22 protein-coding genes and 1 tRNA gene are annotated in these 25,699 nt (G+C 42.8%); 7 read left to right on the forward strand and 16 right to left on the reverse strand.

Going from position 1 to position 25,699, the window contains the following annotated elements; genetic code table 11:
* Nucleotides 1-12: 12 nt before the first annotated feature.
* The 13 genes from ABNK31_RS10930 to ABNK31_RS10990 form a co-directional block, all read right to left on the reverse strand.
* Nucleotides 13-2,103: an alpha-galactosidase gene (locus tag ABNK31_RS10930; protein WP_418892556.1), complete on the reverse strand. Its 2,091-nt coding sequence runs from the start codon at nucleotides 2,101-2,103 to the stop codon at nucleotides 13-15.
* Between the two features lie 253 nt (nucleotides 2,104-2,356).
* The gene (locus tag ABNK31_RS10935) at nucleotides 2,357-3,655 is read right to left on the reverse strand and encodes an acetylxylan esterase (protein WP_418892557.1); all 1,299 of its coding nucleotides are present in this window, start codon (nucleotides 3,653-3,655) and stop codon (nucleotides 2,357-2,359) included.
* A gap of 44 nt (nucleotides 3,656-3,699) precedes the next feature.
* Nucleotides 3,700-3,954 (reverse strand): hypothetical protein, encoded by a 255-nt coding sequence (locus ABNK31_RS10940; RefSeq protein ID WP_418892558.1) that lies wholly within the window; start codon nucleotides 3,952-3,954, stop codon nucleotides 3,700-3,702.
* Between the two features lie 11 nt (nucleotides 3,955-3,965).
* Nucleotides 3,966-5,294, reverse strand: a complete 1,329-nt coding sequence (locus tag ABNK31_RS10945; RefSeq protein WP_418892559.1) for a Gfo/Idh/MocA family protein — start codon at nucleotides 5,292-5,294, stop codon at nucleotides 3,966-3,968.
* Nucleotides 5,291-6,109 (reverse strand): FAD:protein FMN transferase, encoded by an 819-nt coding sequence (locus tag ABNK31_RS10950; protein ID WP_418892560.1) that lies wholly within the window; start codon nucleotides 6,107-6,109, stop codon nucleotides 5,291-5,293. Before ABNK31_RS10950 ends, ABNK31_RS10945 begins: the two co-directional genes overlap by 4 nt.
* Complete coding sequence (locus ABNK31_RS10955) at nucleotides 6,106-7,542, reverse strand: putative oxidoreductase C-terminal domain-containing protein (RefSeq protein WP_418892561.1); 1,437 nt, start codon at nucleotides 7,540-7,542, stop codon at nucleotides 6,106-6,108. The genes ABNK31_RS10950 and ABNK31_RS10955 overlap by 4 nt, the downstream gene beginning before the upstream one ends.
* A gap of 236 nt (nucleotides 7,543-7,778) precedes the next feature.
* Entirely contained in the window at nucleotides 7,779-8,786 is a 1,008-nt protein-coding gene (locus ABNK31_RS10960; RefSeq protein ID WP_418892562.1) for a Gfo/Idh/MocA family protein, read from the reverse strand.
* Between the two features lie 16 nt (nucleotides 8,787-8,802).
* Nucleotides 8,803-9,588 carry a glucosamine-6-phosphate deaminase gene (locus ABNK31_RS10965; RefSeq protein ID WP_418892563.1) on the reverse strand — a complete coding sequence of 262 codons (786 nt, stop codon included), beginning with the start codon at nucleotides 9,586-9,588 and terminating at the stop codon, nucleotides 8,803-8,805.
* Nucleotides 9,569-10,756, reverse strand: a complete 1,188-nt coding sequence (gene nagA / locus ABNK31_RS10970) for an N-acetylglucosamine-6-phosphate deacetylase (protein ID WP_418892564.1) — start codon at nucleotides 10,754-10,756, stop codon at nucleotides 9,569-9,571. The genes ABNK31_RS10965 and nagA overlap by 20 nt, the downstream gene beginning before the upstream one ends.
* A 73-nt stretch (nucleotides 10,757-10,829) precedes the next feature.
* Nucleotides 10,830-12,158: a sugar MFS transporter gene (locus ABNK31_RS10975; RefSeq protein WP_418895394.1), complete on the reverse strand. Its 1,329-nt coding sequence runs from the start codon at nucleotides 12,156-12,158 to the stop codon at nucleotides 10,830-10,832.
* Nucleotides 12,159-12,258: 100 nt separating this feature from the next.
* Nucleotides 12,259-13,419, reverse strand: a complete 1,161-nt coding sequence (locus tag ABNK31_RS10980; RefSeq protein WP_418892565.1) for a substrate-binding domain-containing protein — start codon at nucleotides 13,417-13,419, stop codon at nucleotides 12,259-12,261.
* A gap of 195 nt (nucleotides 13,420-13,614) precedes the next feature.
* A complete protein-coding gene (locus ABNK31_RS10985) occupies nucleotides 13,615-14,049 on the reverse strand; it encodes a hypothetical protein (RefSeq protein ID WP_418892566.1) in 435 nt (144 codons plus the stop codon).
* Between the two features lie 81 nt (nucleotides 14,050-14,130).
* Complete coding sequence (locus ABNK31_RS10990; RefSeq protein WP_418892567.1) at nucleotides 14,131-15,570, reverse strand: CCA tRNA nucleotidyltransferase; 1,440 nt, start codon at nucleotides 15,568-15,570, stop codon at nucleotides 14,131-14,133.
* Nucleotides 15,571-15,711: 141 nt separating this feature from the next.
* Here ABNK31_RS10990 and ABNK31_RS10995 point away from each other — a divergent pair, with 141 nt between their 5' ends.
* The 4 genes from ABNK31_RS10995 (at nucleotide 15,712) to ABNK31_RS11010 (ending at nucleotide 20,392) form a co-directional block, all read left to right on the forward strand.
* Nucleotides 15,712-16,542 carry a hypothetical protein gene (locus ABNK31_RS10995; RefSeq protein WP_321578978.1) on the forward strand — a complete coding sequence of 277 codons (831 nt, stop codon included), beginning with the start codon at nucleotides 15,712-15,714 and terminating at the stop codon, nucleotides 16,540-16,542.
* 418 nt (nucleotides 16,543-16,960) lie between these two features.
* Nucleotides 16,961-19,168 (forward strand): anaerobic ribonucleoside triphosphate reductase, encoded by a 2,208-nt coding sequence (locus ABNK31_RS11000; RefSeq protein ID WP_418892568.1) that lies wholly within the window; start codon nucleotides 16,961-16,963, stop codon nucleotides 19,166-19,168.
* The gene (nrdG, locus tag ABNK31_RS11005) at nucleotides 19,161-19,685 is read left to right on the forward strand and encodes an anaerobic ribonucleoside-triphosphate reductase activating protein (RefSeq protein WP_418892569.1); all 525 of its coding nucleotides are present in this window, start codon (nucleotides 19,161-19,163) and stop codon (nucleotides 19,683-19,685) included. Before ABNK31_RS11000 ends, nrdG begins: the two co-directional genes overlap by 8 nt.
* Before the next feature lie 365 nt (nucleotides 19,686-20,050).
* Entirely contained in the window at nucleotides 20,051-20,392 is a 342-nt protein-coding gene (locus ABNK31_RS11010; protein WP_418892570.1) for a hypothetical protein, read from the forward strand.
* A gap of 180 nt (nucleotides 20,393-20,572) precedes the next feature.
* On the opposite strand, the gene ABNK31_RS11015 is transcribed toward ABNK31_RS11010, so the two are convergent.
* Nucleotides 20,573-20,647, reverse strand: a tRNA-Val gene (locus ABNK31_RS11015).
* A gap of 253 nt (nucleotides 20,648-20,900) precedes the next feature.
* Between ABNK31_RS11015 and ABNK31_RS11020 the strand changes: the two genes are divergently transcribed.
* The 3 genes from ABNK31_RS11020 to ABNK31_RS11030 are packed head-to-tail and all read left to right on the forward strand — an operon-like array spanning nucleotide 20,901 to nucleotide 23,099.
* A complete protein-coding gene (locus ABNK31_RS11020; RefSeq protein WP_418892571.1) occupies nucleotides 20,901-21,311 on the forward strand; it encodes a hypothetical protein in 411 nt (136 codons plus the stop codon).
* A complete protein-coding gene (locus ABNK31_RS11025; protein WP_418892572.1) occupies nucleotides 21,292-22,572 on the forward strand; it encodes a DUF3440 domain-containing protein in 1,281 nt (426 codons plus the stop codon). The genes ABNK31_RS11020 and ABNK31_RS11025 overlap by 20 nt, the downstream gene beginning before the upstream one ends.
* The gene (locus ABNK31_RS11030; protein ID WP_418892573.1) at nucleotides 22,569-23,099 is read left to right on the forward strand and encodes an IbrB-like domain-containing protein; all 531 of its coding nucleotides are present in this window, start codon (nucleotides 22,569-22,571) and stop codon (nucleotides 23,097-23,099) included. Before ABNK31_RS11025 ends, ABNK31_RS11030 begins: the two co-directional genes overlap by 4 nt.
* A 99-nt stretch (nucleotides 23,100-23,198) precedes the next feature.
* Here the strand turns inward: ABNK31_RS11030 and galK are convergent, their stop codons facing one another.
* Both galK and ABNK31_RS11040 read right to left on the reverse strand, forming a co-directional pair.
* Nucleotides 23,199-24,347 carry a galactokinase gene (galK, locus tag ABNK31_RS11035; RefSeq protein ID WP_418892574.1) on the reverse strand — a complete coding sequence of 383 codons (1,149 nt, stop codon included), beginning with the start codon at nucleotides 24,345-24,347 and terminating at the stop codon, nucleotides 23,199-23,201.
* A gap of 18 nt (nucleotides 24,348-24,365) precedes the next feature.
* Nucleotides 24,366-25,685: an MFS transporter gene (locus tag ABNK31_RS11040; protein WP_418892575.1), complete on the reverse strand. Its 1,320-nt coding sequence runs from the start codon at nucleotides 25,683-25,685 to the stop codon at nucleotides 24,366-24,368.
* Nucleotides 25,686-25,699: the final 14 nt, after the last annotated feature.

Raw genomic sequence — 25,699 nt, forward strand, 5'->3', positions numbered from 1 at the left:
ATCTGACGATTTTTATTTTATAATTGTATATTTATAAAGGCCATAATGATTGGCGGTCTTCAAAGAAAACGGAACCTCTCCTCTTTCGTTAACAGTGACTTCAAAATCAGTCCCATTTCCCAAAAGATACTTTAACCGAATCTTAGCACCCGGCTTTAACCATGTTTTCATCATACTATTCGCTTGATCATTTAATTCCCTGAAAACAAGGAAATAGCCTTGCTTATCCTGTAAGCTTTGAAATCCGGTCCACGACCGCCCGTCGGGTTTTTCACCGATAGGAAGTATATCCCCCTTATGAATATCCTGTTGGATAGTTCTGTATTTTTCAATTACTTTTCCTAAAGAAAAAGCCTCAGCAGGTAAATTATGGGCTTCCATCCAAGCTAACGGCTGCGCCATCATTGTAATGGCGAACAAGTATTCAAAATCGTATGATTTCGGAGCAAAGGTATCATTTTTATAGATATTTTCGTTTCTCCACTTATTCAAAAATTCAATTTGCAGATTTTGTGCCGGTACATATTTCGACAAGCACCACAAATTCCTCAATGTCCAATAGGGATAATAATTTCCGAAATCCGTATATCTGTTTTCCAAAAAGATATTTCCGTATTCATTTTTATAGAGATAACCGAAACGTTTATCCGCCGTAACATCCAAATTGATTACGGCATCATAGTCCGAAGCTTTCTGTACGGCATTCAATAAACTATCCACCCTGAGTTCCGATATCTTATTATGAATTCGCAATCCGTCGATTTTGAAAGTGCGTATTCCATATTTTTTGTACAACCCGGCCAGAACTTCGGCGTCTTTCCTCCAATTCACATAATTATCCGTATAACTCGGATTAAACCATAAACATATTTCGATACCAAGCTCTTTGCCCTTTTTTAAGATCGATGTAAAACCATCGGGGAAATTAGCCTTGTTGGGAAGCCAATAGTCTTCACTCTCCCATATATTATCGAAGGATCCTCCGCCAATAGAAGCGGGACTTTTGCCGGTCTGCCAACCGTCGTCAATCTGAAAATGGGATATTCCTAATTTCGCACACAGTTCTAATTCTTCGATAATGTATTTCTCGTTAATCCGGCTATCCTGTCCCCGATCTCCCCATGTATTCATCATCACCATTTCATCTCTTTCGGAAATTCTTTTCCGTAACTTATTCTGATAGGTTTTTAGCGCTTTTAAGGCAGAATATTCCGTCTTGGAGAAAACTCCGCAAACGGCCGAATAACCCGGCGTCCATCGGTCGGGCCGGATATCCTCGGAATCTATTCCGAATCCAAGCATCCTGATTTGTCCGAAAGAAACTAAATAATCGCCTGATAAGTATTGTAATTGAGCATTCGGAGAGGGCGCTTCTTTCAGCAAAAAAACGCCCTCTTCGTTCTCCATATCTTTTGCAAAAAGAATATTTCCTCTGAATAGGCGTTCCTGATAAGTCTGGTAGTCATTTACTGTAACCAAATCATTCAAATGATCCGTCATTTCGGATAAATCCACGACTCGACAATTCCAATGCTTCCCGTCAAGGGAAAGTTTTTCCATAACAGGCGCTAATGAACGTGCTTTTTGGGATGCGACAAATTTCACATCCGATAAGTCTTTATCTAAAAGACTCTCATCCGGGTATTTCAACAGATTCCCGTTTCCCTTAAAATAAAAATCCATTCCGATAGCAGGACAAGCAGGATATAACCGGAGGATTCTCTTTATCGACAAGTTCCCCAACGTATAAATAATTTCGGCTTCGAGATAGGCTTGTTGAGATAACGTTTCTTCGACTACATAGGTGCGAAAAGACACTAATTCCGCCTTCTCTTTTTCCGTTCCGGGAAGATTCATATCGGGAACATTATCGGTAGCATGCCATGTAAAATTCGACGTTTTATTGAAAATAGATTGAGTGATCAGATTTCCCTGATTAAATGTATACGTTCTTCTGATCTTTGAATTTTCCAGGATAAGAGAATCATGATCCAGATATATTTTGCCATCAAGATAAGCTGTATTATTACCATATACGGGGCCTATAACCAGGAAAAAAATCAAAACTATAATATGGGAATGAAAGGTATTCATTTTCATCATTTCATTTACTTATCCGTTATTCATGCTCAGTCGGAAGATTCAGCCATTGCACTCCGGTCATCGTTTTATACGATTCAGCAAAGGCAAAGAAAATGAAATTAAAAACAAAGGACGCTTAGTTTTGCGAAATAGAATCTTCAAAAAGCGTTAATCTTTGATATTATCCTTCCCCGTTAAACCTCCCAAAACTGTTTAACGGATAAAAAACCTCCGAAACGTCTTCTACTAATCCTTATGGGCTAACCAAGTAAAATTATTTTTTAAGTAATTTCAGCGCAAAGTCATAGGCCTTTTCCCATTGTTCGGGATACGTCCAGTGTCCGGTTTCTTCGGCAAGGAAAAGAGTTTTAGGGGCCGTTATTACATTGTACGCGGCATACATCGAAGTCGGGGGACAAGTCACATCATTATACCCCCATGAGTAAAACCCGGGAACATTCAAATGACGGGCGAAATTTACAATATCATAGTATTTACTCGTTTCAATCTTCTGAGATGTATTATTGAACGATAAATTCGAGGCGCTGAACAAATGGGGCCATCCGCCTGCTCGACCGTGTAAATAACCCGTTAAATCGCAGAGGGCGGGATAAAAAGCGACCAATCCTTTTATACGATTATCCAGAGCGGCTGTCACTATCGATAATGCTCCTCCTTGACTACCTCCCATCACAACAATATTATTCCCGTCAAACTCCGGCAGGTTGAAAATAAAATCCACGGCACGCACACATCCTAAATATACTCGCTTATAATAATAGCGGTCTTTATCATCGAGATTATAATTCGGATAGCCATCCAGTGCACCGGCACTCAAATTGTTATAAACGGATGCATCAAGAGTGACCGGAACCCCATGAATACCTATTTGCAAGGTGATAACTCCTTTTTCAGCCGTATTTACATCTCCATAATAACCACGGACTCCCGCCCCCGGCACATGTAGAAGCGCCGGATATTTTCCCGGAGCTTTCGGCACGCAAACAATCCCGAACAAGCGAGTCCCCGGCTTATAATTTTGGATATTCACTTCATACACATTTACCTTCTCGGTACAACGCTCGGGCAACAACCGTACACGGGCATCCAGCGGTATTTTCGACGCCTCGGCCTTCGCTTTTTGCCAGAACGTCCAAAAGTCTTCCGGCTCATTCGTGGTCGATTGAATGGCATCAGGGCTAAAAGCGGCGGTTGCCAATCCGCTATATTCCTTCCCTTCGTAAGAAGCTACTACACGACAACGCAAGAAGCCGGCTTCCTTCAGGGTTCCTCCGTCAATGACCGTCGTTCCGTTTTTTAATACGACGTTTTCCGTTTTAACGGGCGGCATCATCTCAGGCCCGACTTCATACCGAACAGCTACATTCGGAAGTTCAATATCATTTTTTGTGATGGAAACCGCAAACTTGACTTTTTCGTTCGGTTTGTATACCCAGTCTGTTTTTTCCGGGGCAACATTGACTTTTACAAACGACTCGGCGGGTTGCGCCCAACTGTTTGAATGAATAAAGAAGAAGAGAATTACGGATAAAATTGATGTATACTTTTTCATATATTGACTTTTATGCGCTTAAATAAATTAGAACTTGAATACCCTTAAATACCCGTTTTCGTCTTTTTCCTTTTGAATATTTTCAAGACGACCCACCAGACGAACCGTAAAAAAAAGAAGAGGACATACAATCCGATCGTCACGACTACGACATATCCCAATTGCGTAACGATTTCCATCCAGGGTGTTTTGTAGAGTATGATTGACAGCACATTTATCACAAATGCGGCAATAAAACAAATCAAAACGATCCGCCCTTCTTTTTTGATTCTTTTTGATGTAATAACTATATCTTTCATCGCCTATTCTTTTATTGAAACTTCATAGATGGTATTTTGTATTCTTCCGGGAAATCGACTTTACATTTTTCTGCCATGGCCTGATTTCCGAGTAAGCAAAGCATGGTGGCGCTATAGGCCTCTTCTACAATATTCTTTCCTTTCTCGCCCGTGATGCATGCCTGACAAAAAGCGGATAGAATTTGATCCGATCCGTCTTTATCGGCACCGATCATCGATAACCCGTCATTTACATGAAACCGATCCTCTACTATATAATGAGGTGTATAGGCTTGTTTCGTTTCCGGACGCCAACTAGGCCCGGCGGCAGGAACAGCGGTAAAGACTTTATCGCCAATCTGCTTCAGCAATTGTTCAATACCCGATTTAGACGAGGTTTCATCTTCGAGATAATATTTTCCGGTGGCTAAATTCATGGTCCCTTTATGCCCTAATATCTGATCTTCCATACCATTAAATTTATTCGATATGAGGGACTCATAATTTATTTTTACACCATCGCTATAATGATATATCACATTTACACTGTCATATACTTCCCGTCCATCTTTCCAATGAACAATATCGCCGGTGCCAATGACCGATTCCGGAATCTTCCGTGTAGCCCAATTACATACTTCCAACTGGTGGGAAGCCAACTCGGTCATAAGACCTGCGGAAGATTCCCAATATAACCGCCAATTAATTTTCCGCTCCAAAGAAGGCGAAGGCACCGGACGCCGCCAGTCATGATTGCGAAACCAGTGACATCTCAACCCGACAACATCTCCGATGAGGCCGGAATGAATCATCTGCATTCCTTTAATATACTTTTCATCAAACATCCGCTGCATACAGAAGTAAAGCACTTTACCGGTATGCTGATAGGCATCGTAAATAGCTTTGCATTGTTCCATGGTCAACGCCATCGACTTTTCGCAAAAGACATGTTTGCCGGCCGCCAACCCATCCAACACCATGGGGGCATGCCAATTCAGCGGTGTAGCAATAATCACTCCATCAATTTCGGGATTCTCCAGCAGCTTGCGATAATCCGTATAGGTTTTTGCTTTGGGACATAAGGCCAATGCCGCATCCAAACTGGGCTGATAATCGTCGCAAAAAGCCACGATTTCAGCATGCGGTATCTGCAGTAAGTTATGAATATGATACTGCCCCCTTGAACCCGTGCCGATGACCGCAACACGCGCCCTTTCTTTCTTGATTTCTTCCAACTTATCGGGGGTGAAAGATTGGAGCCACGGCGTGGTGCCGGCCAATAATGCGGCCCCACCGGTCATATAACCGATGTTTTTAATAAACTGCCGAAGGCTTACATCTACTTCTTTCTCTTTCTTCATTGTATATCGTAACTAGTTATTTTCTCAATATCAAACGCCGGAGTGATCGCTTCTTTTTGCTCGTTCGTCGCAATCATCAATGTAGTCGTCAACACTTCGGCTTGTATCGAATTCTTCGCAACGACACTAACGAGCTTTTTCGCATCGCTATATTCTCCGGTAAACGGATGGATAATATGATTACTGTATAAAGGCGTATTCCCGGAAGTGGAAATATCTTGGTTCATAAGACTTACTTCTCCCAATATTTCCTCTTTTCGAAAAGGATTTTCGATGCTCACTTTCCAGCAGTCCCCATAAGGATGATGTCCCAGCCCGACAATAGAACTGTTTCCAAAGTCTATAAAGGCATTTTCAATTGCATTCTCCCGAAGAATCGTTTTCATTTTCTCCATTGCATACCCTTTGGCATATCCACCCAGATCGAAAGCAAACTTTTCTGAAGGGAGCAATATGGAATGGGATATTTCATCAAAGGAAACAAGCGAAAAGTCCTTTAAGGTGATATCGAACAATCCGAGGGTTAAAGCGTGATAACGTTTACAGCCGGTTAGAACAGTCCACATTTCCGGGCTCACCGACACCGGATTTCCGACAGCTTGTTGATTGAGGCGACTTAATTCGCTCTTCGGATCGAACCGGTTAAGCATACCATCGAGTCGTTTGAGTTCCAAAACAATGATGTCCCATACCGATTGTCCCTTCAACTCATCACACCCGGTCATCACAACATCAAACCGCGTCCCCATAATTCCTTGTAAAGAACCGTGAAACGTTTCCGATGATTCGTAATAATGTGAATAAGACGAGATCATTTATTTTCTTTAGCCTTTTCCACGGCAGTCGTCGTGATAAAATATTTCGCTAAGGTATTGGAATTTTCCCATTCAGGCAAGTCTTGTCCAATTAAATAATTAAAAAACTGTTTGCCGACATAGCCGAAATGCGCTTCATGAGGCTCTCTGATTTCAACGGGAATATCAATTAAATAAACTCCTTCTTTTCCGGACACCGCCTTTGCAGACACCTGTGGATAGTCATTTTGTATCTCCGTCATCGCTTGATTCAGGGCTGTTTCAAAAGCTACGGCATCCGTCTTGTTACCCTTTTCGATATACAATTGTTTGATAAACTGATGCGATTTATCTTGTACCGTTTTAAGCGTCGCGCGCGAACCTTTGATATAGGCGGTGAAGGTATCTCCCCCGCCTTGCGGAGCCTGATAATTCCACACGACTTTCAACGCTACGTTCACGTCTTTTACGCGGTAGTGAATGGTCCCGTTTGCATAGACTTGTAATTTGGAATCCTTTATATACTTGCCCAGATAATCGGGAAACGCATCCATTCCGGTAGAACGCGCGAAATCGGCCAGAGAAAGTTCGGTCGGCCAATGCGTGGCATCCACCACATCAACATCTTTTAGGTAATTGATAACTTGTTCGGGAAAACACTTCCAGTTCACCAAGTCGATCAAATGCGTCGTAACATCGGCAATCCCCTCCCCCTGCTGTTCCACATCGTAATACCACGCGGGACGAATCAACGGATTTCCGGAAACTTCCTTATAAAAATGATGGACGCTTTCCATATAAATGGCCGGATTATCCGAAGTGCCCGTTTCCAGTTTTCCGAATAATTCTTGATGATGAAGCAGCTTCCGTTCAATGATATTCAAGGCATCGTAGCGTTCGGTCATCATATCATAGATTAATACATGATGAGCCCGGGCGCTATCATAAGCCTGCTCCAAGAGATGAAAGTTTTCTTTGTTGACGGCCATCGGTTTATCCGATAATACGTGAATACCGGCCTTTACCGATTCGAAAATATAACGCGTTTTATCGCGATTATTTCCCGCCAGAACGACCACGTTTCCTTTTTTATCGGCAAGCATTTTCTCGAGAAAGTCCGTTCCCGTATAGACACGTTCCTTCCATTGCGTAGGATTTTCGGAACGATGATTGTATTGATCGATATTCGCCAGATACTGCTCCAATTCAGCACCTAACGGAGCATATACATAAACCGAATCGCTGATCAAGGCAATGGTGGAATCGTTGAGGAGCGATAAATCATTTTTTTGTAAAAGGCTCGCATGAAAATGCCCCGGAGCAAGCACCATCAACTTGATTTCGCCGTCTTTTCCTAAAGCACCGTTCACCGCACTTTCTTTTTTAGCACCTGAGCCACATCCGGCAAAGAGCAAAAAGATACTTGCTATCACTACATTCGATATACATTTCATTACGATCAAAATTTTAATGATTCAGTATTTTAACGATTTAGGTTGCACAGAGAAAATAAAGAGATTTCGGAGAGTTCCTCCACAGAGCCTTTAGCAGTGTATTTTGTGCAACTTCATAAAAACCGATACAATTCGTTCAATCCTTTATTCTCAATTAGTAATTAGTAATTAGTAATTAGTAATTTGTATTTTGTATTTTGTAATTAGTAATTAGTAATTAGTAATTTGTAATTACCTTACAGTTTTCCGATCAGTTTTCTGGCTTCTTTCTCAGCTTTGCGATAGGTTTCCTCCATCGAAATGATCTTACCGCCTTTTCGCTGGCTTTCATTGGAAGCTTCCATAAACGTAAAGATTTCGAGGGTTTCCTTTTCATCCACGGGAACAACTCCGGTTTTAAAGAATTTCAATATTTCAACCAGGAGATTCTGATAACCATCGTACGTACCGACAGGCACCGCTTCTTTATCGGTAAAAGCCGTTCCGCCGTAAAGCTGACGACCTTTTTGGATACCGCGAAAAGTGCCGATTCTACCATCTTTCCACTTTCCGACTACAACATCCGTATTGTCGGGCGACGACATCCGGCTGACCTCTACACATCCGGTACCCATGACCGTAAACAGCGTTTCCACACCATGTAACCCATAGAACCCGAAATCAGGATGGGTAGGTTCGTGTTTGTGCGGAGAATAACAGTCGGCACCGGTAACGTTTCCAAACTCTCCGTTCCTTATTTTCAAGGTTTGAGGAACAAAGCGCAAAGCAGATGATGAAAAAACCGGGATATGGTATTTTTTAGCCAATTCGAAGATAGCAATCGATTGAGCAAGCGTGGCTCCTATCGGCTTATCGATGAACACTCTTTTACCGCTTTTAAACACCTCGTTGGCTTGCTCTAAATGCACACGTCCGTCATTTGTCTCCAACAAGACATATTCAACCTTTTCCAGTAATTCGGCGATGGAAGAAGTGATTTCCACCCCTTCTTTTTTCACATCTTCGATATATTGAGGAATACGTTCATAACTAGACTTTATGGTACGCGATCCGTAAGGATAGGCCGCAACAACAGCAAAATCCTTAAACTCACCGTTATTTCCTTCGCCGTTTATAAACTTCGTGAAGGCGACCGAATGAGAAGTATCTAATCCGATGATCCCGATTTTAAATTTCTTTTGAGCAAAAGCGGTTAAAGTCACCGCAAAAAAGATTGTCAAAAGTAAAAATGATTTACTGTTCATAGCTATATTATTTTTATTATAACAGAGATGCACTGTCTTGATCCAAATAAAGAATCACATTGTCTTTGGTACGCAAAATAGTTGCCGGGCAAGCTTCATCGATACGATCGTGTAACGTACGGAAAACTGCCTGAGCCTTATTTTTTGACGGAACGATACAAAACATACTATCCGCTTTTAAAAGAGCCGGTATCGTAACGGTGATAGCACGCAGCGGCACACGATCGATGTCGGTAAAACATTTGTCGTTGACTTGCTGGCGACGACAAGCTAAATCCAACTCCACAGCCTTTACCCTTTGCGGATCGTTGAAGTCGGCCACATGCGGATCGTTAAACGCGATATGCCCGTTTTCCCCTATTCCCAAACAAACGATATCCACCGGATTATCTCTCAATAAAACGCCATACCGCTCGCATTCCAGAGATATATCGGAAGCCTGGCCATTCATATAATGAACACTTTTAAACGGGACCTTACCGAAAAGCCGTTCCTTTAAAAAATTTCCAAACCCTTGCGGAGCATCTTTCTTCAAGCCGATATATTCATCCATATGGAAAGCATTGATCCGTGTCCAGTCAATGTCTTTATCCGATATCAGATAACGGATGAATTCGTCTTGAGAGGGTGCTGCCGCAAAAATCATATTTACTTCGCTTTTTTGTTGCAAAAGCGCCTTTATTCTATCGGCTGTATCTTGAGCAGCCATTTTCCCCATCTCTTGCCGTGTGGGGAAGACCTTCACTTGTAGTTTTTCTTTTTGGAAAACTGTTGTCGTTTTTTCAGTTTCTGTAGATGACATTTCCTTCTAATATAGTAGTTAATACATGAATTGTTTCATCGAAGATGACCAGGTCGGCATCCTTTCCGGGAGCGATAGAGCCTTTTGTTTGATCTGTTTTTATAATGCGGGCAGGCGTCAGCGTCATCATTTTCACGGCATCCACCAACGGCACTTCGGCTATATTGACCATTGTACGCACCAATCTGTCGGCGGTAGCCACGCTTCCCGCAAAAGCGCTACGGTTGGGAAGTTTGGCTACGCCATCTTCAATGATAACCTCTTGTCCGTTTTTCAAACTACCTAAAATCGATTTTCCGTCAGGCATTCCCGCCCCACGCATCGAGTCGGTACACAAAGCCGTTTTATCCGGCCCTTTAAACTTATACACAAATTGAAGCAAAGGCTTGGGGAGATGCACGCCATCGGCAATAATCTCCACCGTCATATCATCCAATAGATAAGCCGCCTCTACCGCCCCGGCATACCGGAATGCATTTCTTCGCGTTACGCTCGACATGGCGGAATAAAGATGAGTGGCATGGGTAAATCCGGCATAATACGCTTTCTCCACCTCTTCGTATATCGCATCGGTGTGAGCGACCGACGGTAAAATATTTCTTTCCGTGAGGACTCTTCCGAATTCAAGGGCGCCATTGAGTTCCGGTGCAAGGCTCCAGCGAACAATATCGTCCGAAGCATCGAGAATACGGTTATACTCTTCCGGCTGAGGATTACGAAGATATTTAGGATCTTGTGCCCCTCGTTGATTATATGAGAAATAAGGGCCCTCCAAATGCAATCCCAAAAATTTCGCCCCTCGCACATTTTGTTTCACGGCTTCCTTATAGATGGAAAACGTATGAAGCAATTCATCCGTCGTGCTCGTCAATGTTGTCGGTAATAATGAAGTCGTACCGTAACGGGCATGTGTCTCGGCCGCTCCCAGATAGGCCTCGACCGTGCCATCCATAAAGTCATACCCGCCACCCCCGTGAATGTGGATATCGATAAATCCGGGCGATACATATTGCCCTTGGGCATCGATCCATTCATCTGTGTCAAGAAGAGATATCGCAGATGAAGGAACGAGGCCGCTGATTTTTCCGTCTTCACAAACGACGGCGACATTTTCTATTATCTGATCGGGAAGAATGACTTTCCCGTTTGTTATAATCAATCGTTTCATTGTATATTTTTTTACTTAGTCTCTCTGTTACTTTCTTTATTTCTCCGGTCCTCCGTCTCCCTGCCCCTTTCAGTCACTTTTTCCAGCGATTAATAGTATGTCCGTGAAAAGCAAACCATACCAAATAAATAAAAGCCGGTATGAGTACCCAATATCCGATCCGTAAGCCCTGATGATCGGCAATAGCCCCGTAAATCAAAGGAAGGACGGCATTTCCGCTTAAACCCATGATCAATAACGAAGAACCGGTTTTGGTCAATTTCCCCAAATGATGAATCGATAACGGCCAGATACCCGCATAAATCAACGCATTGGGAAATCCTAACGAAGCGAGGAACCAAATCGATATATTGGCCGAATGCCCGAAAAGGAACATATTTTTATCGGCGAATATCACTCCCATCGAGAGTAATAATCCCAATACCGTGCAAAACTTCAAGGCTGTTTTTTGCGACACAAAGCGGGGGATGAGAATGATCCCCAGCACGTATCCGATAATGGTACAGGTGAGGGTGTAAGACGGGAAAAACTTCGCTTCGAGCATGTTGATCCCCATCGAACCGGCATAGTTGATAATCGTATCGACGGCGACAACCTGCGTCCCCACATGAAAAAAGATGGCGATAGCCCCGAAAATAAGATAGGGATAATCGAATAACGATTTTCGTGCGGGAGGCAACGGATTCGTTTCCGAAGGTTCTTCTTCGCTCGCCTCAATTTCGGGAAGAACGGAATACCGGATTGCTATTCCCACCAACAACAAAAAGACGGCGAGAACCGAATAAGGCAGGATGACGCGGCGGATGAGATCATTGAGTATGATATTTTTTTCGATCTCGGTTAAGGTGCCTGCTTCCAACAAGGCGAAGGTCGCATCATCGGAAGACCGGAAGACTACCGCTGCAAAAATCAACGGCGAGACGATACCGGCAAACTTATTAAAGACACCCATAATGCTCATCCGCTGTGCCGCCCGGTCGATCGGGCCGATAATGGTTACATACGGATTGGCGGCCGTTTGCAATATCGCCAGACCGGTTCCGATGCAGTAGAGTCCGACGAGGAATATCGAGTATTGCCGTGTAAGGGCTGCCGGAACGAATATCAATGCTCCCAATGACATAAACATGAACCCGTACATAATTCCTTTCTTATACCCAACTTTATTGAGCAGTAATCCCGCAGGAATCGCCATGACAAAATACGCGATATAAAAGGCGAATGTAACGAAATATGATTGGAAGTGAGTCGTCAGCTCCAGAGCAATCTTAAAATAGGGGATTAAAATTGAATTTACCCATGATACGAGGCCAAACACAAAATACATGACGGCAAGTATCGCCATCGACGTGTAGAATGTTCGTTTGTTTGGAATGGAGCTTGTCAATTGATTCATGTTTATTAAATTGAAAATATATTTTTTCTATCTTTTCAAGCAAAGGTAAGAGATTCGCTTCGGGCATAAAGCCTGAAAAACGTAAATCTGTTTTCAAAAAACGAAATCAATGAGTATAAGATTGTATTCTCAACCGGTAATCAGCAGGCGTACATCCTTTAGCCTTCTTAAAAAGTCGTGAAACATTCTTACAGTCAGCAAAGCCCGACTCGAGGGCCATTTCATATAGCGACAGATTGGTGGTGGCTAATAAATTGGCAAAGTTCTCTATACGGCAATTCAAAACAAACTGATAAATAGAAGTCCCCATTTCCTCTTTGAATTTGACTTCGAGGCTCCGGCGCGATAAAGGAATCAATTCGGTTAAATAATCAATGGCAATATCTTCCTTATAATGTTTTTCAATGTATTTGACCACCTTCAACACATACTCGTTTGCAATGTCGTATCTTTCTGTCGATTTCCGTAATTCAAAACGCACCGGATTAATCACGATATCGAAAGGTTCCTCCCGTTCTTTTTTAATCAGCCGGTCAATTAGCCTTCCGGCTTCATATCCTCCTTTTTCAACCTCTAATACAATAGAAGAGATGGGGCAATCGGATAAATTACATAACAATTCATCATTATCCACTCCCAATAAGGCAATATCTTCGGGTATTTTAATATTATTCAAGTTACAGATTTGTGCGACTTGCAGCGCAAAACTATCGTCACAAGCAAATAACGCGACCGGTTTAGGTAACGAAAACAACCATTCATCGAGTTGGATATGACTGGTGCTCCATTCCTCCTCGCTTAAGTTTTCACTTTCGAAATAAAAATAATTTCCTCCTGTTTTTTCTACTTCGCGTCGGAATCCTTCAGCGCGTTCACGAGACCATATAACGCCTTTGTTTCCGTAAAAAGCAAAATTACGGTATCTTCTTTTGATAAAAAATTGAGCGGCCATTTCACCGGTACCGATATAATCCCCCGTCAAATTCGAGAAGTACTCGCTCCGGTATTTATAATTTTGTAGGATGACGGGTATATTCAATTCGGCCAACAGGTTTGTTCCATCATGATCCCATTTGGCGATGATGGCATCCGCTTTCCATTCTTTCGCCCACTGCACAATTCCCTCTTTACCATACAAGGCTTTATAATACGACGGTAATCGATAAAAAATCCAAGGTCCGTTATCCTTTGAATAACGGATTAATCCCTTCAACAATTGTCGACTAAACTCACTGGAATAATCAATTAGAATCAGCACTTTTATCATAATACAAGAATTTAATGCTCAAAAGTAGAAAAATAATTTCAAAAAAAAGGCCTCCCCTTTTTCTTTTTAACGATGATTTTTCTATTCACTCAAAATCCGGCCTTCCCTCGAACGTGTTTCACAACAGGTACAAAGAGCCAATAACCCGGTCATTTTAAACGACTGGGACAATTATGATAAATCCTTGCATTTCAGCTATTTTTCGGCCCGATACAAATGGACATTATCCTTTGAAACGATCTTTTTGACGGCATCCAATTTATAATTTTCGTATTCGTAAGTCGTATCGGATGTTTTATCAAGAATCAAGCTATTTTCATTTTCGGGTAAAAACAGTTCGGCTTTGGAACGATTGTCATTCCAAAGAACAAATGCACTCTGTACCGCTTCGCCTTCTTTCACATTGATAGGATTGAAACGTTCCCCGGCTTCGAAAAGGCGGACACAGTCTTGCTTCAACTGGCTCCAAGTGAATCCGGCCGAACCTTTACATCCATGCTCATCTTTGTCGGCACCGACCAGCGCCACGGTATCGGCGGGTGATGATTCAATCGTTTGTTTCGACTTTTGCGCAGTGTTACAAGACAGTAACGCGACTAAACTTAAAGTAATGATTGTTTGTTTTTTCATCTTTCTGTTTTTTTGTTTGCCACAAAGATAATGATAAAAGGATAAAATTCCTATAAAATCGGAAAGAGATAAGAAAGTAAATTAATCGTTTTTTTTCGTGGGATATAGCCCCATCTCAGACGCTTTCTCCAGCATAAAGCTATAAGCCGCATCATACTCGTTGGGAATGATTCCATCGAGAATCGCTTCCTTGATGGTCGATTTCAAAATTCCGACTTCTCGTCCCGGGCCTAACCCGAAAACAGTCATAATTTCATTCCCGTCGATAGGCGGCTGGAAATTACGCACGCGATCTTTCTCTTCGATTTCTTTCAATTTACGGCGGACAATTTTAAAGTTATCCAGAAAGCGGCGTACTTTCACGGGATTTTTCGATGTAATATCCGCTTCGCACAACGTCATCAGGTCATCAATATCATCTCCGGCGTCAAAAAGCAAACGGCGGACGGCCGAATCGGTCACCTCCTCTTCCACCAACTGCATGGGGCGCATGTGCAGAGAAACCATCTTTTGCACAAATTTCATCTTTTCATTTTGCGGAAGTTTCATCCGGCGAAAAATCTTGGGAACCATCTTTTCGCCGACATAATTATGATTATGGAAAGTCCAGCCCAACTTCGGATCCCAACGTTTTGTCTGGGGTTTGGCAATATCATGGAGCAAGGCAGCCCAACGCAACCATAAATCATCGGTTTGACGGGCAATATTGTCCAACACCATCAATGTATGGTAAAAATTATCCTTATGCCCTATTCCGTCTCGGGTTTCGGCGCCTTTCAAAGCCATCAATTCAGGGAAAATACGATCGAGCAAGCCGGTTTTTTCCAATAGGATAAATCCGACGGACGGCTTCGGCGAAAGCACAATTTTATTCAACTCATCGGCAATACGTTCCTTCGAAATAATTTCGATCCGTCCGGCATTACGCTCGATGGCATCGAACGTTTCGGCATAGATATCAAAACCCAGTTGCGAAGCAAAACGCACGGCGCGCATCATCCGCAGCGGGTCGTCGCTAAAAGTAATATCCGGATCGAGCGGAGTACGGATAAGCAAATCGCTCAAATCCTGCAACCCGTTAAACGGATCCACCAATTCGCCAAAGCGATCGGCGTTCAAACAAAAAGCCAAGGCATTAATCGTAAAATCGCGCCTTTTTTGGTCATCCTCCAATGTTCCGTCTTCAACGACGGGCTTGCGCGAATCCCGGCTATAAGATTCTTTCCGTGCTCCGACGAATTCTATTTCATACTCTTTATGCTTGATTTGCGCGGTGCCGAAATTCTTATAGACATTTATCCGGGTACGTTTCCCCAACTTCCGGGCAACCGATTCAGCAAGTTCGATGCCTTTCCCGACCGTCACAATATCGATATCATCGGACGGACGACATAAGAAAAAATCGCGTACGTACCCTCCAATGACATAGCATTCCAACTGCATTTCATCCGCCGCTAGCGATATGAGCCGGAAAATATCGTTTGATAAATAAGCCTTTATCTCCTCTGAAGAGACATCCATAATAGTTGAATTTCTGTTAGCGTTTGCAAAATTACAATAAATGCCCCGGAAATCCTCTTTTGGAGTGAAATATATTTTATAAATTTGCGTCACTATTGTGTAAAAAGCAATGTAAATCATCTATTTTTCAGAAAACAATAAATGAGAGTCTTCACCCAGCTATCCGTTGCATTTGTTTTTAGCCTGATAGGAATTCTCTATTCTTGTTCCGATAAAAACAAAAATGCCGACACGTATCTCGCCGAAGCGCAAACCGCCCTGCAACAAGGAAACTACGCCTTAGCCAAATTAAAAATCGATAGTATACAGTTGCTATTTCCTAAAGCGTACGACCAAAGAAAAAGCGGTATCGCCCTTATGCGAGAGGTGAGGATGGCCGAAAATAAGCGCAACATTACTTATTGCGACTCCATGCTGGCCGTGCATTATGCCCAACTGAGCGATTTGCAGCAGAAATTCGATTATATTCGGGACGACCGTTACCAGGAGTTCGGAGAATATTATCCGAAAGTATATCCCTATCGCGGGTCGTTACAAAAAAGCGGGGTGCGATCGGGCGTGGGCGAAAAGGGCGCCTTGTTTATCGAAAGTATTCTATCGGGACAAACCGTACGGCATACGAAAATAAAAGTCTCTTCGAAGGATAACAATTATGTGGAAACTCTTCCGGTAACGGCGGATGGGTTAAACTACCGTTTCAGTACACTGAATAATACCTATGAGATCGTGCGGTATAGCAATAACTATGAAAACGGAGTCGCCAAATTCATCTACACGTTCCAGGATCAACCGTTGACCGTTACCTTCGAAGGTGGTCGAAAACCGATTTCTTTCACGATGAACAGTGCTTCTAAAAAAGGTATAGCCCTGTCTTTTGAATTATCTTCTTTACTTCTGGATATCGAACAATTGAAATTCGAAAAAGAAAAGAGCGAAACCTTAATACGCTATCTCGAAAGCAGAAATCATTAGAAAAGATACAGAACGGGAAAAAAGGAGAGCCCGATAGGTTCGTAACGATAGTGCCTTCGGCGATAAATGCTTCGCCATGATAGGTTCCGTTGTAACGATCTTGGGTGTATAATATCCGCCGGCAGACGGATGACAATGAGCTTTGCACAAAAAGGAGACAACGGGATATGGAGAAATACATATCAATACTATTCTCAAAGGATTACTAAAAAAAACAAATCAAACAGGTTTTTCATTTTAAAAGTTTTCTTAAATACACAAAACTACCACTGATTATCAATAAACTAAAAAATAAAATCACTTCCCTAATTATTTATTTGGAAAATCGTATTGTTTATTTAAAATAAGAAATTACCTTTGTAAAGTATTCGGCCGGCTGCCGGAAATGTCATTTTAATGGGAATAAAAAGATACAAAGATGATTCAAACAGTAATTAAACGAGACGGACGCGTGGTAGGCTTTAACGAAGAGAAAATCAGCGCAGCCATTCGGAAAGCCATGTTACACACCCAAGAAGGTGAAGACGAAACCCTTATTAAAAGAATAACGACCCGCATTGCTTGTACGCCCAAAACACAGATGAGCGTGGAAGAAATTCAAGACAATGTAGAGTTTGAATTAATGAAAAGCCCACGTAAAGACGTGGCTAAGAAATATATCGCTTACCGCAATCAACGAAGCGTGGCGCGCAAAGCCAAAACACGCGATATTTTCCTGGAAATCATCGAAACAAAGTCGAACGACATCACCCGCGAAAACGCCAACATGAATGCCGACACGCCGGCAGGCATGATGATGAAATTCGCCAGCGAAAGCACGAAACCGTTCGTGGATGATTTTCTGCTTTCGGAAGAAGTCAAAAATGCCGTTCGCGATGGCTATTTGCATGTTCACGACAAAGATTACTATCCCACAAAGAGTCTCACATGTGTTCAACACCCGTTGGATAAAATCCTTCATGACGGATTTTTTGCCGGGCATGGCGAGTCGAGACCGGCAAAACGCATCGAAACGGCCAGCATATTAGGATGTATTTCGATGGAAACCGCTCAGAACGAAATGCACGGCGGCCAAGCCATACCGGCATTCGATTTTTATTTGGCGCCTTTTGTCCGGAAAAGTTTTATCGAAGAGTTGAAGGTCATCCAAGAGTTGAATGCGGATGATTATTCGGCTTTATACAACACCCCCATCGAGGATTATCTTCGAAAAAGCCTGGACGGACTTAAGGGCAAAGAACGAATGATACAACACGCCATTAATAAAACGGTCGAACGGGTTCATCAGTCGATGGAGGCGTTCATTCATAATATGAATACCATCCATTCGAGAGGAGGAAACCAAGTGGTATTCAGCTCCATCAATTACGGTACCGACACATCGGCCGAAGGGCGCTGCATTATCCGCGAGATCCTGAAAAGCACCTACGAAGGGGTCGGCAACGGCACCACCGCCATTTTTCCTATTCAGATATGGAAAAAGAAACGGGGCGTAAGCTATTTGCCGACCGACCGCAATTACGATTTGTATAAATTGGCTTGCGAGGTAACAGCCAAGCGCTTTTTCCCGAATTTTCTGAACCTCGACGCGGATTTTAATCAGCACGAGAAATGGAACATCGATGATCCGAAACGGTATCAATATGAAGTGGCGACCATGGGATGTCGTACACGTGTTTTTGAAAACCGGTACGGGGAGAAAACATCCCTCGGGCGTGGGAACATCTCATTCTCGACCCTCAACATCGTACGGATCGCCATCGAGTGCATGTCTATAGAAAATCAACAAGATCGCATAAACACGTTTTTCAACCGGCTCGACCAGGTGCTTGAGATCACCGCCAAGCAATTAAAAGAACGTTACGACTTCCAAAAAACGGCCTTAGCCAAGCAATTTCCATTGCTGATGTCGAAATTATGGATCGGAAGCGAAAAGCTGAAGCCAACCGACACCATCGAAACGGTCATTAACCAGGGGACGCTGGGCATCGGGTTTATCGGCTTGGCCGAGTGCCTTGTAGCCCTCACCGGCAAGCATCACGGCGAAAGCGAAGAGTCGCAAGAACTGGGCCTGAAAATTGTAAGCCACCTGCGCGATAGAGCGAATGAATTTTCCGAGCGTTATCAACATAATTACAGCGTGCTCGCTACGCCCGCCGAAGGACTTTCGGGCGGATTCACCAAGAAAGACCGCAGGACATTCGGCGAAATCAAGGGAATAACCGACCGCGAATTTTACACCAATTCCAATCACGTCCCCGTATATTATAAATGTACGGCATGGCACAAAGCCGAAGTCGAAGCGCCTTACCATACGCTCACCCGTGGAGGACATATTTTCTACGTCGAGCTCGATGGAGATGCCACGCACAATCCGGAAGCGGTGATGCAGGTGGTCGACCTAATGGATAAGTTTAATATGGGATACGGTTCGGTGAACCACAACCGTAACCGCTGCATCGATTGCGGATATGAAAATGCAGCTAAAACGATGGATAAGTGTCCTAAATGCGGCAGTAAAAATATCGACCGGCTTCAGCGGATTACGGGCTATCTGGTAGGATCGACCGAACGGTGGAATCATGCAAAACTTTGTGAACTGAACGCCCGTACGACTCATGAATAAAATTTCGGTATTGGATATTGTACGTTGGACAACCGTCGACGGCCCGGGGTTCCGCACCTCGGTCTATTCGGCCGGTTGTTCCTTCCGCTGCCCCGGCTGCCACAATCCGCAATCATGGGATATCCGCCGGGGGAGGAAAATGGATGTTGACGAACTCATGGACCTGTTATGTGAAGATGAAACCAACGTGACTTTCTCGGGTGGCGACCCGCTGTTTCAAGCGGAAGGATTCACGGAATTGGCCAAACGCCTTAAGCAGGAAACGAAGAAGAACATCTGGTGTTACACCGGTTACCGCTTTGAAGAGATATTGGCTTCTGCTAAATTATCGGCGTTGCTTCCCTATATCGATGTACTGGTCGACGGTCGATTTGTTCAGGCCCTGCGTGATGAATCGTTGCTGTTCCGGGGAAGCGCCAACCAACGCCTTATTGATGTGCCGGCCAGCCTCCGGCAGGGCAAGGCCGTAAATTATGCAACAGGACAAGCTCTTATGGGACTATATCGGGCCGGATAAAAGACATAGTATTATATTTTATTCTCAGGGTGTACTATTTTTCCTTCAGGGTATAATATTAATTTTACAGAATATCATATTGGGACTATAGAATATTATATTTTATCAAAACGTTATTATTTTGTATAAACAGGATATCATTTATTATAAACGGGGTATCATTTTATATATACGGGGTATTATTTATTATAAACAGGGTATTATTTATTATAGCCGAAGCGTTATATTTTAAAAACAAACCGTTATATAATAACAAAAAAAGGAACTTTTCGACAAGCAATATTCAAAAAAATATCTTTATCTTTGTCGGAAACAGGCACAAACCTGTTTTTATCGGTTAAACAGGATGATTAAATAACAAGACAATGGCAACAAATAAATCCGGTTCTTTTCCGCATAACGGCAATTTATTGATGAGCGCCGTGCGGGAGGCAAAAATTCCCATCTCCGAATTATCCCGGCAAATGCATGTGCATCCGACCTCATTTTACCAATACGTTAAGAGTGATTCCTTACAAATGAGAGTTTGGTGGAACCTCAGCTTGACGTTAGAACGAAACCTCATCGCCGAATTAGGCGAGCGGCTCCCGGTCGATTACGAAACGAAAAAAGAAAAAGAGTTGAAGAAGAAACTCGAAGATGTAAAAAAAGAACTCGAAACGCTGAAAATACAACTCGAAGTATATAAAAGTATCATCGGAAAATAGAGAAATCGGCGCCAATGGGAACAACAATACAGAGCTTTCAGGTATTCACCCTTTTGGGACTCAACTTATTTGGATAATTCTTTCTTCCTTCTAACCGCTCGAAATTGATGAACGTTTATTTCCGGTATCTCCAGATCTGTCAGCACTTGTTCGGGCCGGCTGATAACAGTTGATTCGGTGTGAACTGTGCTGGATTCGAACCAGCGACCTCTGCCCTGTCAAGGCAGCGCTCTAAACCAACTGAGCTAACAATTCGAAAGGTCAAAAATACAAAAAAAAGCGATACAAACAGTCTATTTAAAAGAAAAAGACAAGAGTTGCCAAAGAATATCTGAGAACCGGACTAAACCAATATCGGTAATAAGTCCGGCGTATGCAAGCCTGCCATGGTTTTAACCAACGTTTTTACAATGAAATTATCGTTTTCAAATTTCGTCAAACAAGTAGCGGTGAAAAAGTTTAATGTATTGTTTTTTTACTAAATTTGCATCTTGAACTGTTTATTATTATGGATATCATTAAATTAAAAGGAGAAGACAGACGCCTTTATTGTTTAGTCGCCCATCTTGTAATGAGCGAGGAAGCGATAAGTTACAATCTGAATTACCCTTATAAGACATCTTCCGATTATGTATGGTTCATTGCTGAAGATAAAGGAGAGACCCTCGGTTTCATGCCTGTGAAATTGGAAGAAGGGAAAGCGAAGATAAATAATTATTACGTGGCGGGCGATGACCGTTCTGTTTTCTCTGCGTTGCTGAAAGAAATTATCAAGGCGCTTTCAGTTGATCTTGAAATTGAATCAGTCACACAAATACGGCACATACCCGTTTTTGAACGGAATGGTTTTGCGGTTGCTTTTTATTGGAAAAGGTATGCGAAAATGAAAGTATTCAGGGATGAAAAAGAACGTTTATGAACTGGCCAAAGAAAGGATAAGAATATTATTCAATGAATTTGATAATATCTATGTCTCTTTCTCCGGCGGTAAAGACAGCAGCGTAATGCTGAATCTTTGTATACAATATATAAGGGAGAACAACCTGAAAAGAAAGATAGGTGTTTTCCACATGGATTATGAAATACAATACAATGAAACGATTCAATATGTTGACCACGTGTTGCAAACAAATGCCGACATCATTGAGGTATACCGTATATGCGTACCTTTCAAAGTAACTACTTGCACATCGATGTACCAGACCTATTGGCGTCCTTGGGATGACGATTACAAGGAGTTTTGGGTAAGGGATATGCCGGCGGACAGCTATCGAAAAGCAGACTTTCCATTCTATAATCCGGAAATATGGGATTCCGAATTTTATATTCTTTTCGCCCAATGGTATCATTTATTGAAAAATGCAAAGAAAACTTGCTGCTTGGTGGGGATACGCACACAGGAAAGCACTCATCGCTGGAGAACGATATACGGTAATAAAAGATATCATATGTATCGCAACCTGAAATGGACAAAACAAATTTCAAAAGATATTTACAATGCGTATGTAATACATGATTGGCTTACGACCGATGTATGGACGGCAAACGGCCGCTTCGGATGGAATTACAATCGATTGTATGATTTATATTATCAGGCAGGCGTACCATTGGAGAAACAGCGCGTAGCCAGCCCTTTCCTTCTGGCTGCACAGGAAAGCCTGCATCTTTACCGGGCTATCGACCCGGATATGTGGGGCAAAATGATCTGTCGCGTGAACGGAGTTAATTTCACAGCTCTTTATGGTCAGACAAATGCTGTTGCAAAGAAAAAAGCCGCCCTGCCGGCAGGACATACCTGGGAAAGCTACATGTATTTTCTTTTGTCCACTTTGCCGGAAAAAACGCGGCAGAATTACCTGCAAAAACTATCGGCGAGCATCAATTTCTGGCGTAACCGGGGAGGTTGTCTTCCGGATGAAACGATAGCGATATTGCAAGCTAAAGGAATCGATATAGAGGTAGCGGATCATACAAATTATAATACGGATAAACATCCGGTCAGGATGGAATATCTGGATGATATCCATGTTCCCGGATTTAAATATCTCCCTACCTTCAAACGAATGTGCATCTGCATTCTTAGAAACGACCACTTGTGTAAATATATGGGCTTTGCAATGACTAAAAAAGAAACTGAACGTCGTAAAAGAATTATGGATTTTTATCAAGGCATACTATGAGTGACGACAAAAAATATATAAGTCCGGCCTATGCTGTACGAGCCGTGCCGATAGAGAAAATACAGGCAAATACCTACAATCCGAATGTGGTTGCCCCGCCTGAAATGAAACTCCTCGAATTGTCGATATGGGAAGATGGTTACACCATGCCTTGCGTATGCTATTACCTTGCGCAAGAGGACAGATATGAACTGGTGGACGGCTTCCACCGGTATCTTGTCATGAAAACATCAAAGCGCATCTATGAGCGGGAAAACGGATGTTTACCCGTAACGGTAATCGATAGGGACCTGTCGAACCGCATGGCTTCAACCATCCGGCACAACCGTGCCCGTGGCACGCATAATATTGAATTGATGACGCATATTGTAGCGGAACTCAAAAAAGCGGGCATGAGTGATGAATGGATTATAAAAAACATAGGAATGGACAAAGACGAATTACTTCGTTTCAAACAGATTTCAGGTATAGCGGCACTCTTTGCCGATAAAGATTTTAGCATCCCTGAGAAGCAAAACACGAAATAAGTTTTCCGCCACTTTCAGTCCCCTACGCTACATAAAAAAAGCCGGAAGAGAACGCTTATGCATCTACTTCCGGCCTTTACAGGTTTTGTGTCCGAATGACTATAATATGCGAGCGCCGTCGCTGATTACGACATCATACACTTTCGGTTCATGACCGTATTTGGCGGCAAATCGTTTTTTGGCATCGGCAATAAACGAATCATGCAATTCGTCTTTTACCAAGTTGATGGTACAACCGCCGAAACCGCCGCCCATTACGCGCGAACCGGTTACGCCATTTTCCTTCGCGATATCGTTAAGGAAGTCCAACTCTTCACAACTCACCTCATACAGTTTACTCATGCCGTGATGCGTTTCGAACATCTTACGGCCGACGGTTTCATAATCGCCTTTCTGTAAAGCGTCCGACACCTCGAGCACACGCTGCGTTTCTTCAATCACATATTCAGCGCGTTTGTAATCTTCTGCCGAAATATCGTTTTTCACTTCATTGAGCATATCTATCGATGCGTCGCGCAGGAATTCCACCTCAGGATGATTTTTCCGTATGGCTTCGGCCGCACGCTCGCACGATTCGCGGCGTTTATTATAAGCCGATGAAGCCAGTTCGTGCTTCACCACCGTATCCAAAAGAACCAATCGGTATCCTTTGGGATCGAACGGAAAATATTCATAATCGAGCGTCTTACAATCGAGACGGATAAGATGTCCTTTTTTTCCGAAAATCGAAGCGAATTGGTCCATGATACCACACTTCACGCCGACATAATTATGTTCGGTCGCTTGACCGATCTTAGCCAATTCGAATTTATCAATTCCCAATCGGAGCATATCGTTCAGCGCATACGCATAGGTACTTTCCAAAGCAGCGGAAGAAGACATTCCGGCGCCCAAAGGCACATCTCCGGAAAACACGGTATCGAAACCTTTTACTTTTCCGCCTCGTTTGATAATTTCGCGACATACGCCGAAAATATATTTCGCCCATCCCTGTGCAGGCAGGTCCTGCTCGTTCAATCCGAACTCCGCGCTTTCGTTCAAGTCGATTGCAAAGGCGTTGACTTTGTCGGTTCCGTTTAAGCGGATAGCGGCGATCATTCCTTTGTCGATCGCGCCCGGAAATACAAAGCTTCCGTTATAATCGGTATGCTCGCCGATAAGATTTACACGACCGGGAGAAGTATAGACTTCGGGATTTGCTCCCTTAAATTTCTCTTGAAATAGTTTAATTATTTCGTCTTTTTGCATTTGTTATTCTATTTGAAATTATTCCTGAGTGGGGATGTTTCCTGTAGCTGTTTCAACCGGAACATCGGCTTCATCAACGGTCGAAATATTCGTGTTTACATTTTTCGACCCGACCAATGCATAATAGAGCAAATAAGCCAATCCGGCAACAATGAGCCAATAACTATTTAAGAAACCGGCATTATCCGCGATAACGCCTTGAATCCAAGGCAAGATACCACCGCCACAAACCATTACCATAAAAATACCGGATGCCATTTCGGTATATTTACCTAATCCTTCAACGGCAAGATTGAAAATACTTCCCCACATAATAGAAGTACACAATCCACAAAGGATTAAGAACAAAATCTTCAAAGGCACAACAGCTCCGAATAAACTAATTGTCGGTGCAACAGGAGTAAATATAGCCAATAATACAAAGAAAATTCCTAAAAGAGAAGTAGTCGTAAGCATCGACTTACTGGATATTTTAGCGCCAACAGCGCCTCCGGTCAAGCGGCCCACTAACATAAGCAACCAATAAGCGCCCACAAACGATCCGGCAATACCGGCGGCAATTCCTAATCCTCCTCCTGCAACATCCGTAGTCATATACAAGTTGGCAATATTCGGTATTCCTACCTCTACGCCTACATAAACAAAAATACCGATGATACCTAACACAAAATGACGAAATGATAACGCGCTGTGTTTATCTTGGGTCTTTGTTTGCTTCTTCGCCACTCCTAATCGGGGCTCAGGAATTTGAACGACTAACAGGACAATGAAAGCAAATGCAAAAATGCCCATTGCTAAAAATAACGCAGGATTAGCATCGCCGATAGAAGCTTGAGCCACATCACCCATCAGGTATCCGACAAGAATCGGCACAATTGTCGCACCAATAGAGTTGATGGAACCTCCGAATTGAATCAATTGATTACCTTTGTTTCCTCCACCGCCTAATGTATTAAGCATCGGATTAACAACCGTATTCAACATACACATCGAGAAACCGGAAACAAAAGCGCCGGTAAGATAAATCGGGAAGTTTGCCGCTTGTCCTGAAAGGAAAGTAATTAAAACGCCTACAAATCCAACCGATACAGCGAGTAAAGAAGTGAATTTATATCCTTTTCGTTGAAGAATAACGCCGGCAGGCCATCCCATAAATAAATAGGCAATAAAATTAGCCAAATTTCCCAATTGCGACATGGCATTACTTGCCCCGAATTGGTTTTTAACAATTACCCCCATCGGATTCTGCAATCCGGTCACGAAAGAAATCATAAAAAATAAGAGAAACATTACCGCGATAGGCAATGCATAACTCTTTTTTTGAATTGTTGTATTCATACTTTTGTTTGTTT

It is taken from the genome of Limibacterium fermenti (assembly GCF_041902845.1).
Taxonomy (GTDB): Bacteria; Bacteroidota; Bacteroidia; order Bacteroidales; family Dysgonomonadaceae; genus Limibacterium; species Limibacterium fermenti.

Excerpts from the sequence above, each read along its gene's own strand:
- ABNK31_RS10930 (WP_418892556.1), bottom strand. The coding sequence starts at position 2,103 with ATGATGAAAATGAATACCTTTCATTCCCATATTATAGTTTTGATTTTT.
- ABNK31_RS10935 (WP_418892557.1), bottom strand. The coding sequence starts at position 3,655 with ATGAAAAAGTATACATCAATTTTATCCGTAATTCTCTTCTTCTTTATT.
- ABNK31_RS10940 (WP_418892558.1), bottom strand. The coding sequence starts at position 3,954 with ATGAAAGATATAGTTATTACATCAAAAAGAATCAAAAAAGAAGGGCGG.
- ABNK31_RS10945 (WP_418892559.1), bottom strand. The coding sequence starts at position 5,294 with ATGAAGAAAGAGAAAGAAGTAGATGTAAGCCTTCGGCAGTTTATTAAA.
- ABNK31_RS10950 (WP_418892560.1), bottom strand. The coding sequence starts at position 6,109 with ATGATCTCGTCTTATTCACATTATTACGAATCATCGGAAACGTTTCAC.
- ABNK31_RS10955 (WP_418892561.1), bottom strand. The coding sequence starts at position 7,542 with ATGAAATGTATATCGAATGTAGTGATAGCAAGTATCTTTTTGCTCTTT.
- ABNK31_RS10960 (WP_418892562.1), bottom strand. The coding sequence starts at position 8,786 with ATGAACAGTAAATCATTTTTACTTTTGACAATCTTTTTTGCGGTGACT.
- ABNK31_RS10965 (WP_418892563.1), bottom strand. The coding sequence starts at position 9,588 with ATGTCATCTACAGAAACTGAAAAAACGACAACAGTTTTCCAAAAAGAA.
- nagA (WP_418892564.1), bottom strand. The coding sequence starts at position 10,756 with ATGAAACGATTGATTATAACAAACGGGAAAGTCATTCTTCCCGATCAG.
- ABNK31_RS10980 (WP_418892565.1), bottom strand. The coding sequence starts at position 13,419 with ATGATAAAAGTGCTGATTCTAATTGATTATTCCAGTGAGTTTAGTCGA.
- ABNK31_RS10985 (WP_418892566.1), bottom strand. The coding sequence starts at position 14,049 with ATGAAAAAACAAACAATCATTACTTTAAGTTTAGTCGCGTTACTGTCT.
- ABNK31_RS10990 (WP_418892567.1), bottom strand. The coding sequence starts at position 15,570 with ATGGATGTCTCTTCAGAGGAGATAAAGGCTTATTTATCAAACGATATT.
- ABNK31_RS10995 (WP_321578978.1), top strand. The coding sequence starts at position 15,712 with ATGAGAGTCTTCACCCAGCTATCCGTTGCATTTGTTTTTAGCCTGATA.
- ABNK31_RS11000 (WP_418892568.1), top strand. The coding sequence starts at position 16,961 with ATGATTCAAACAGTAATTAAACGAGACGGACGCGTGGTAGGCTTTAAC.
- nrdG (WP_418892569.1), top strand. The coding sequence starts at position 19,161 with ATGAATAAAATTTCGGTATTGGATATTGTACGTTGGACAACCGTCGAC.
- ABNK31_RS11010 (WP_418892570.1), top strand. The coding sequence starts at position 20,051 with ATGGCAACAAATAAATCCGGTTCTTTTCCGCATAACGGCAATTTATTG.
- ABNK31_RS11020 (WP_418892571.1), top strand. The coding sequence starts at position 20,901 with ATGGATATCATTAAATTAAAAGGAGAAGACAGACGCCTTTATTGTTTA.
- ABNK31_RS11025 (WP_418892572.1), top strand. The coding sequence starts at position 21,292 with ATGAAAAAGAACGTTTATGAACTGGCCAAAGAAAGGATAAGAATATTA.
- ABNK31_RS11030 (WP_418892573.1), top strand. The coding sequence starts at position 22,569 with ATGAGTGACGACAAAAAATATATAAGTCCGGCCTATGCTGTACGAGCC.
- galK (WP_418892574.1), bottom strand. The coding sequence starts at position 24,347 with ATGCAAAAAGACGAAATAATTAAACTATTTCAAGAGAAATTTAAGGGA.
- ABNK31_RS11040 (WP_418892575.1), bottom strand. The coding sequence starts at position 25,685 with ATGAATACAACAATTCAAAAAAAGAGTTATGCATTGCCTATCGCGGTA.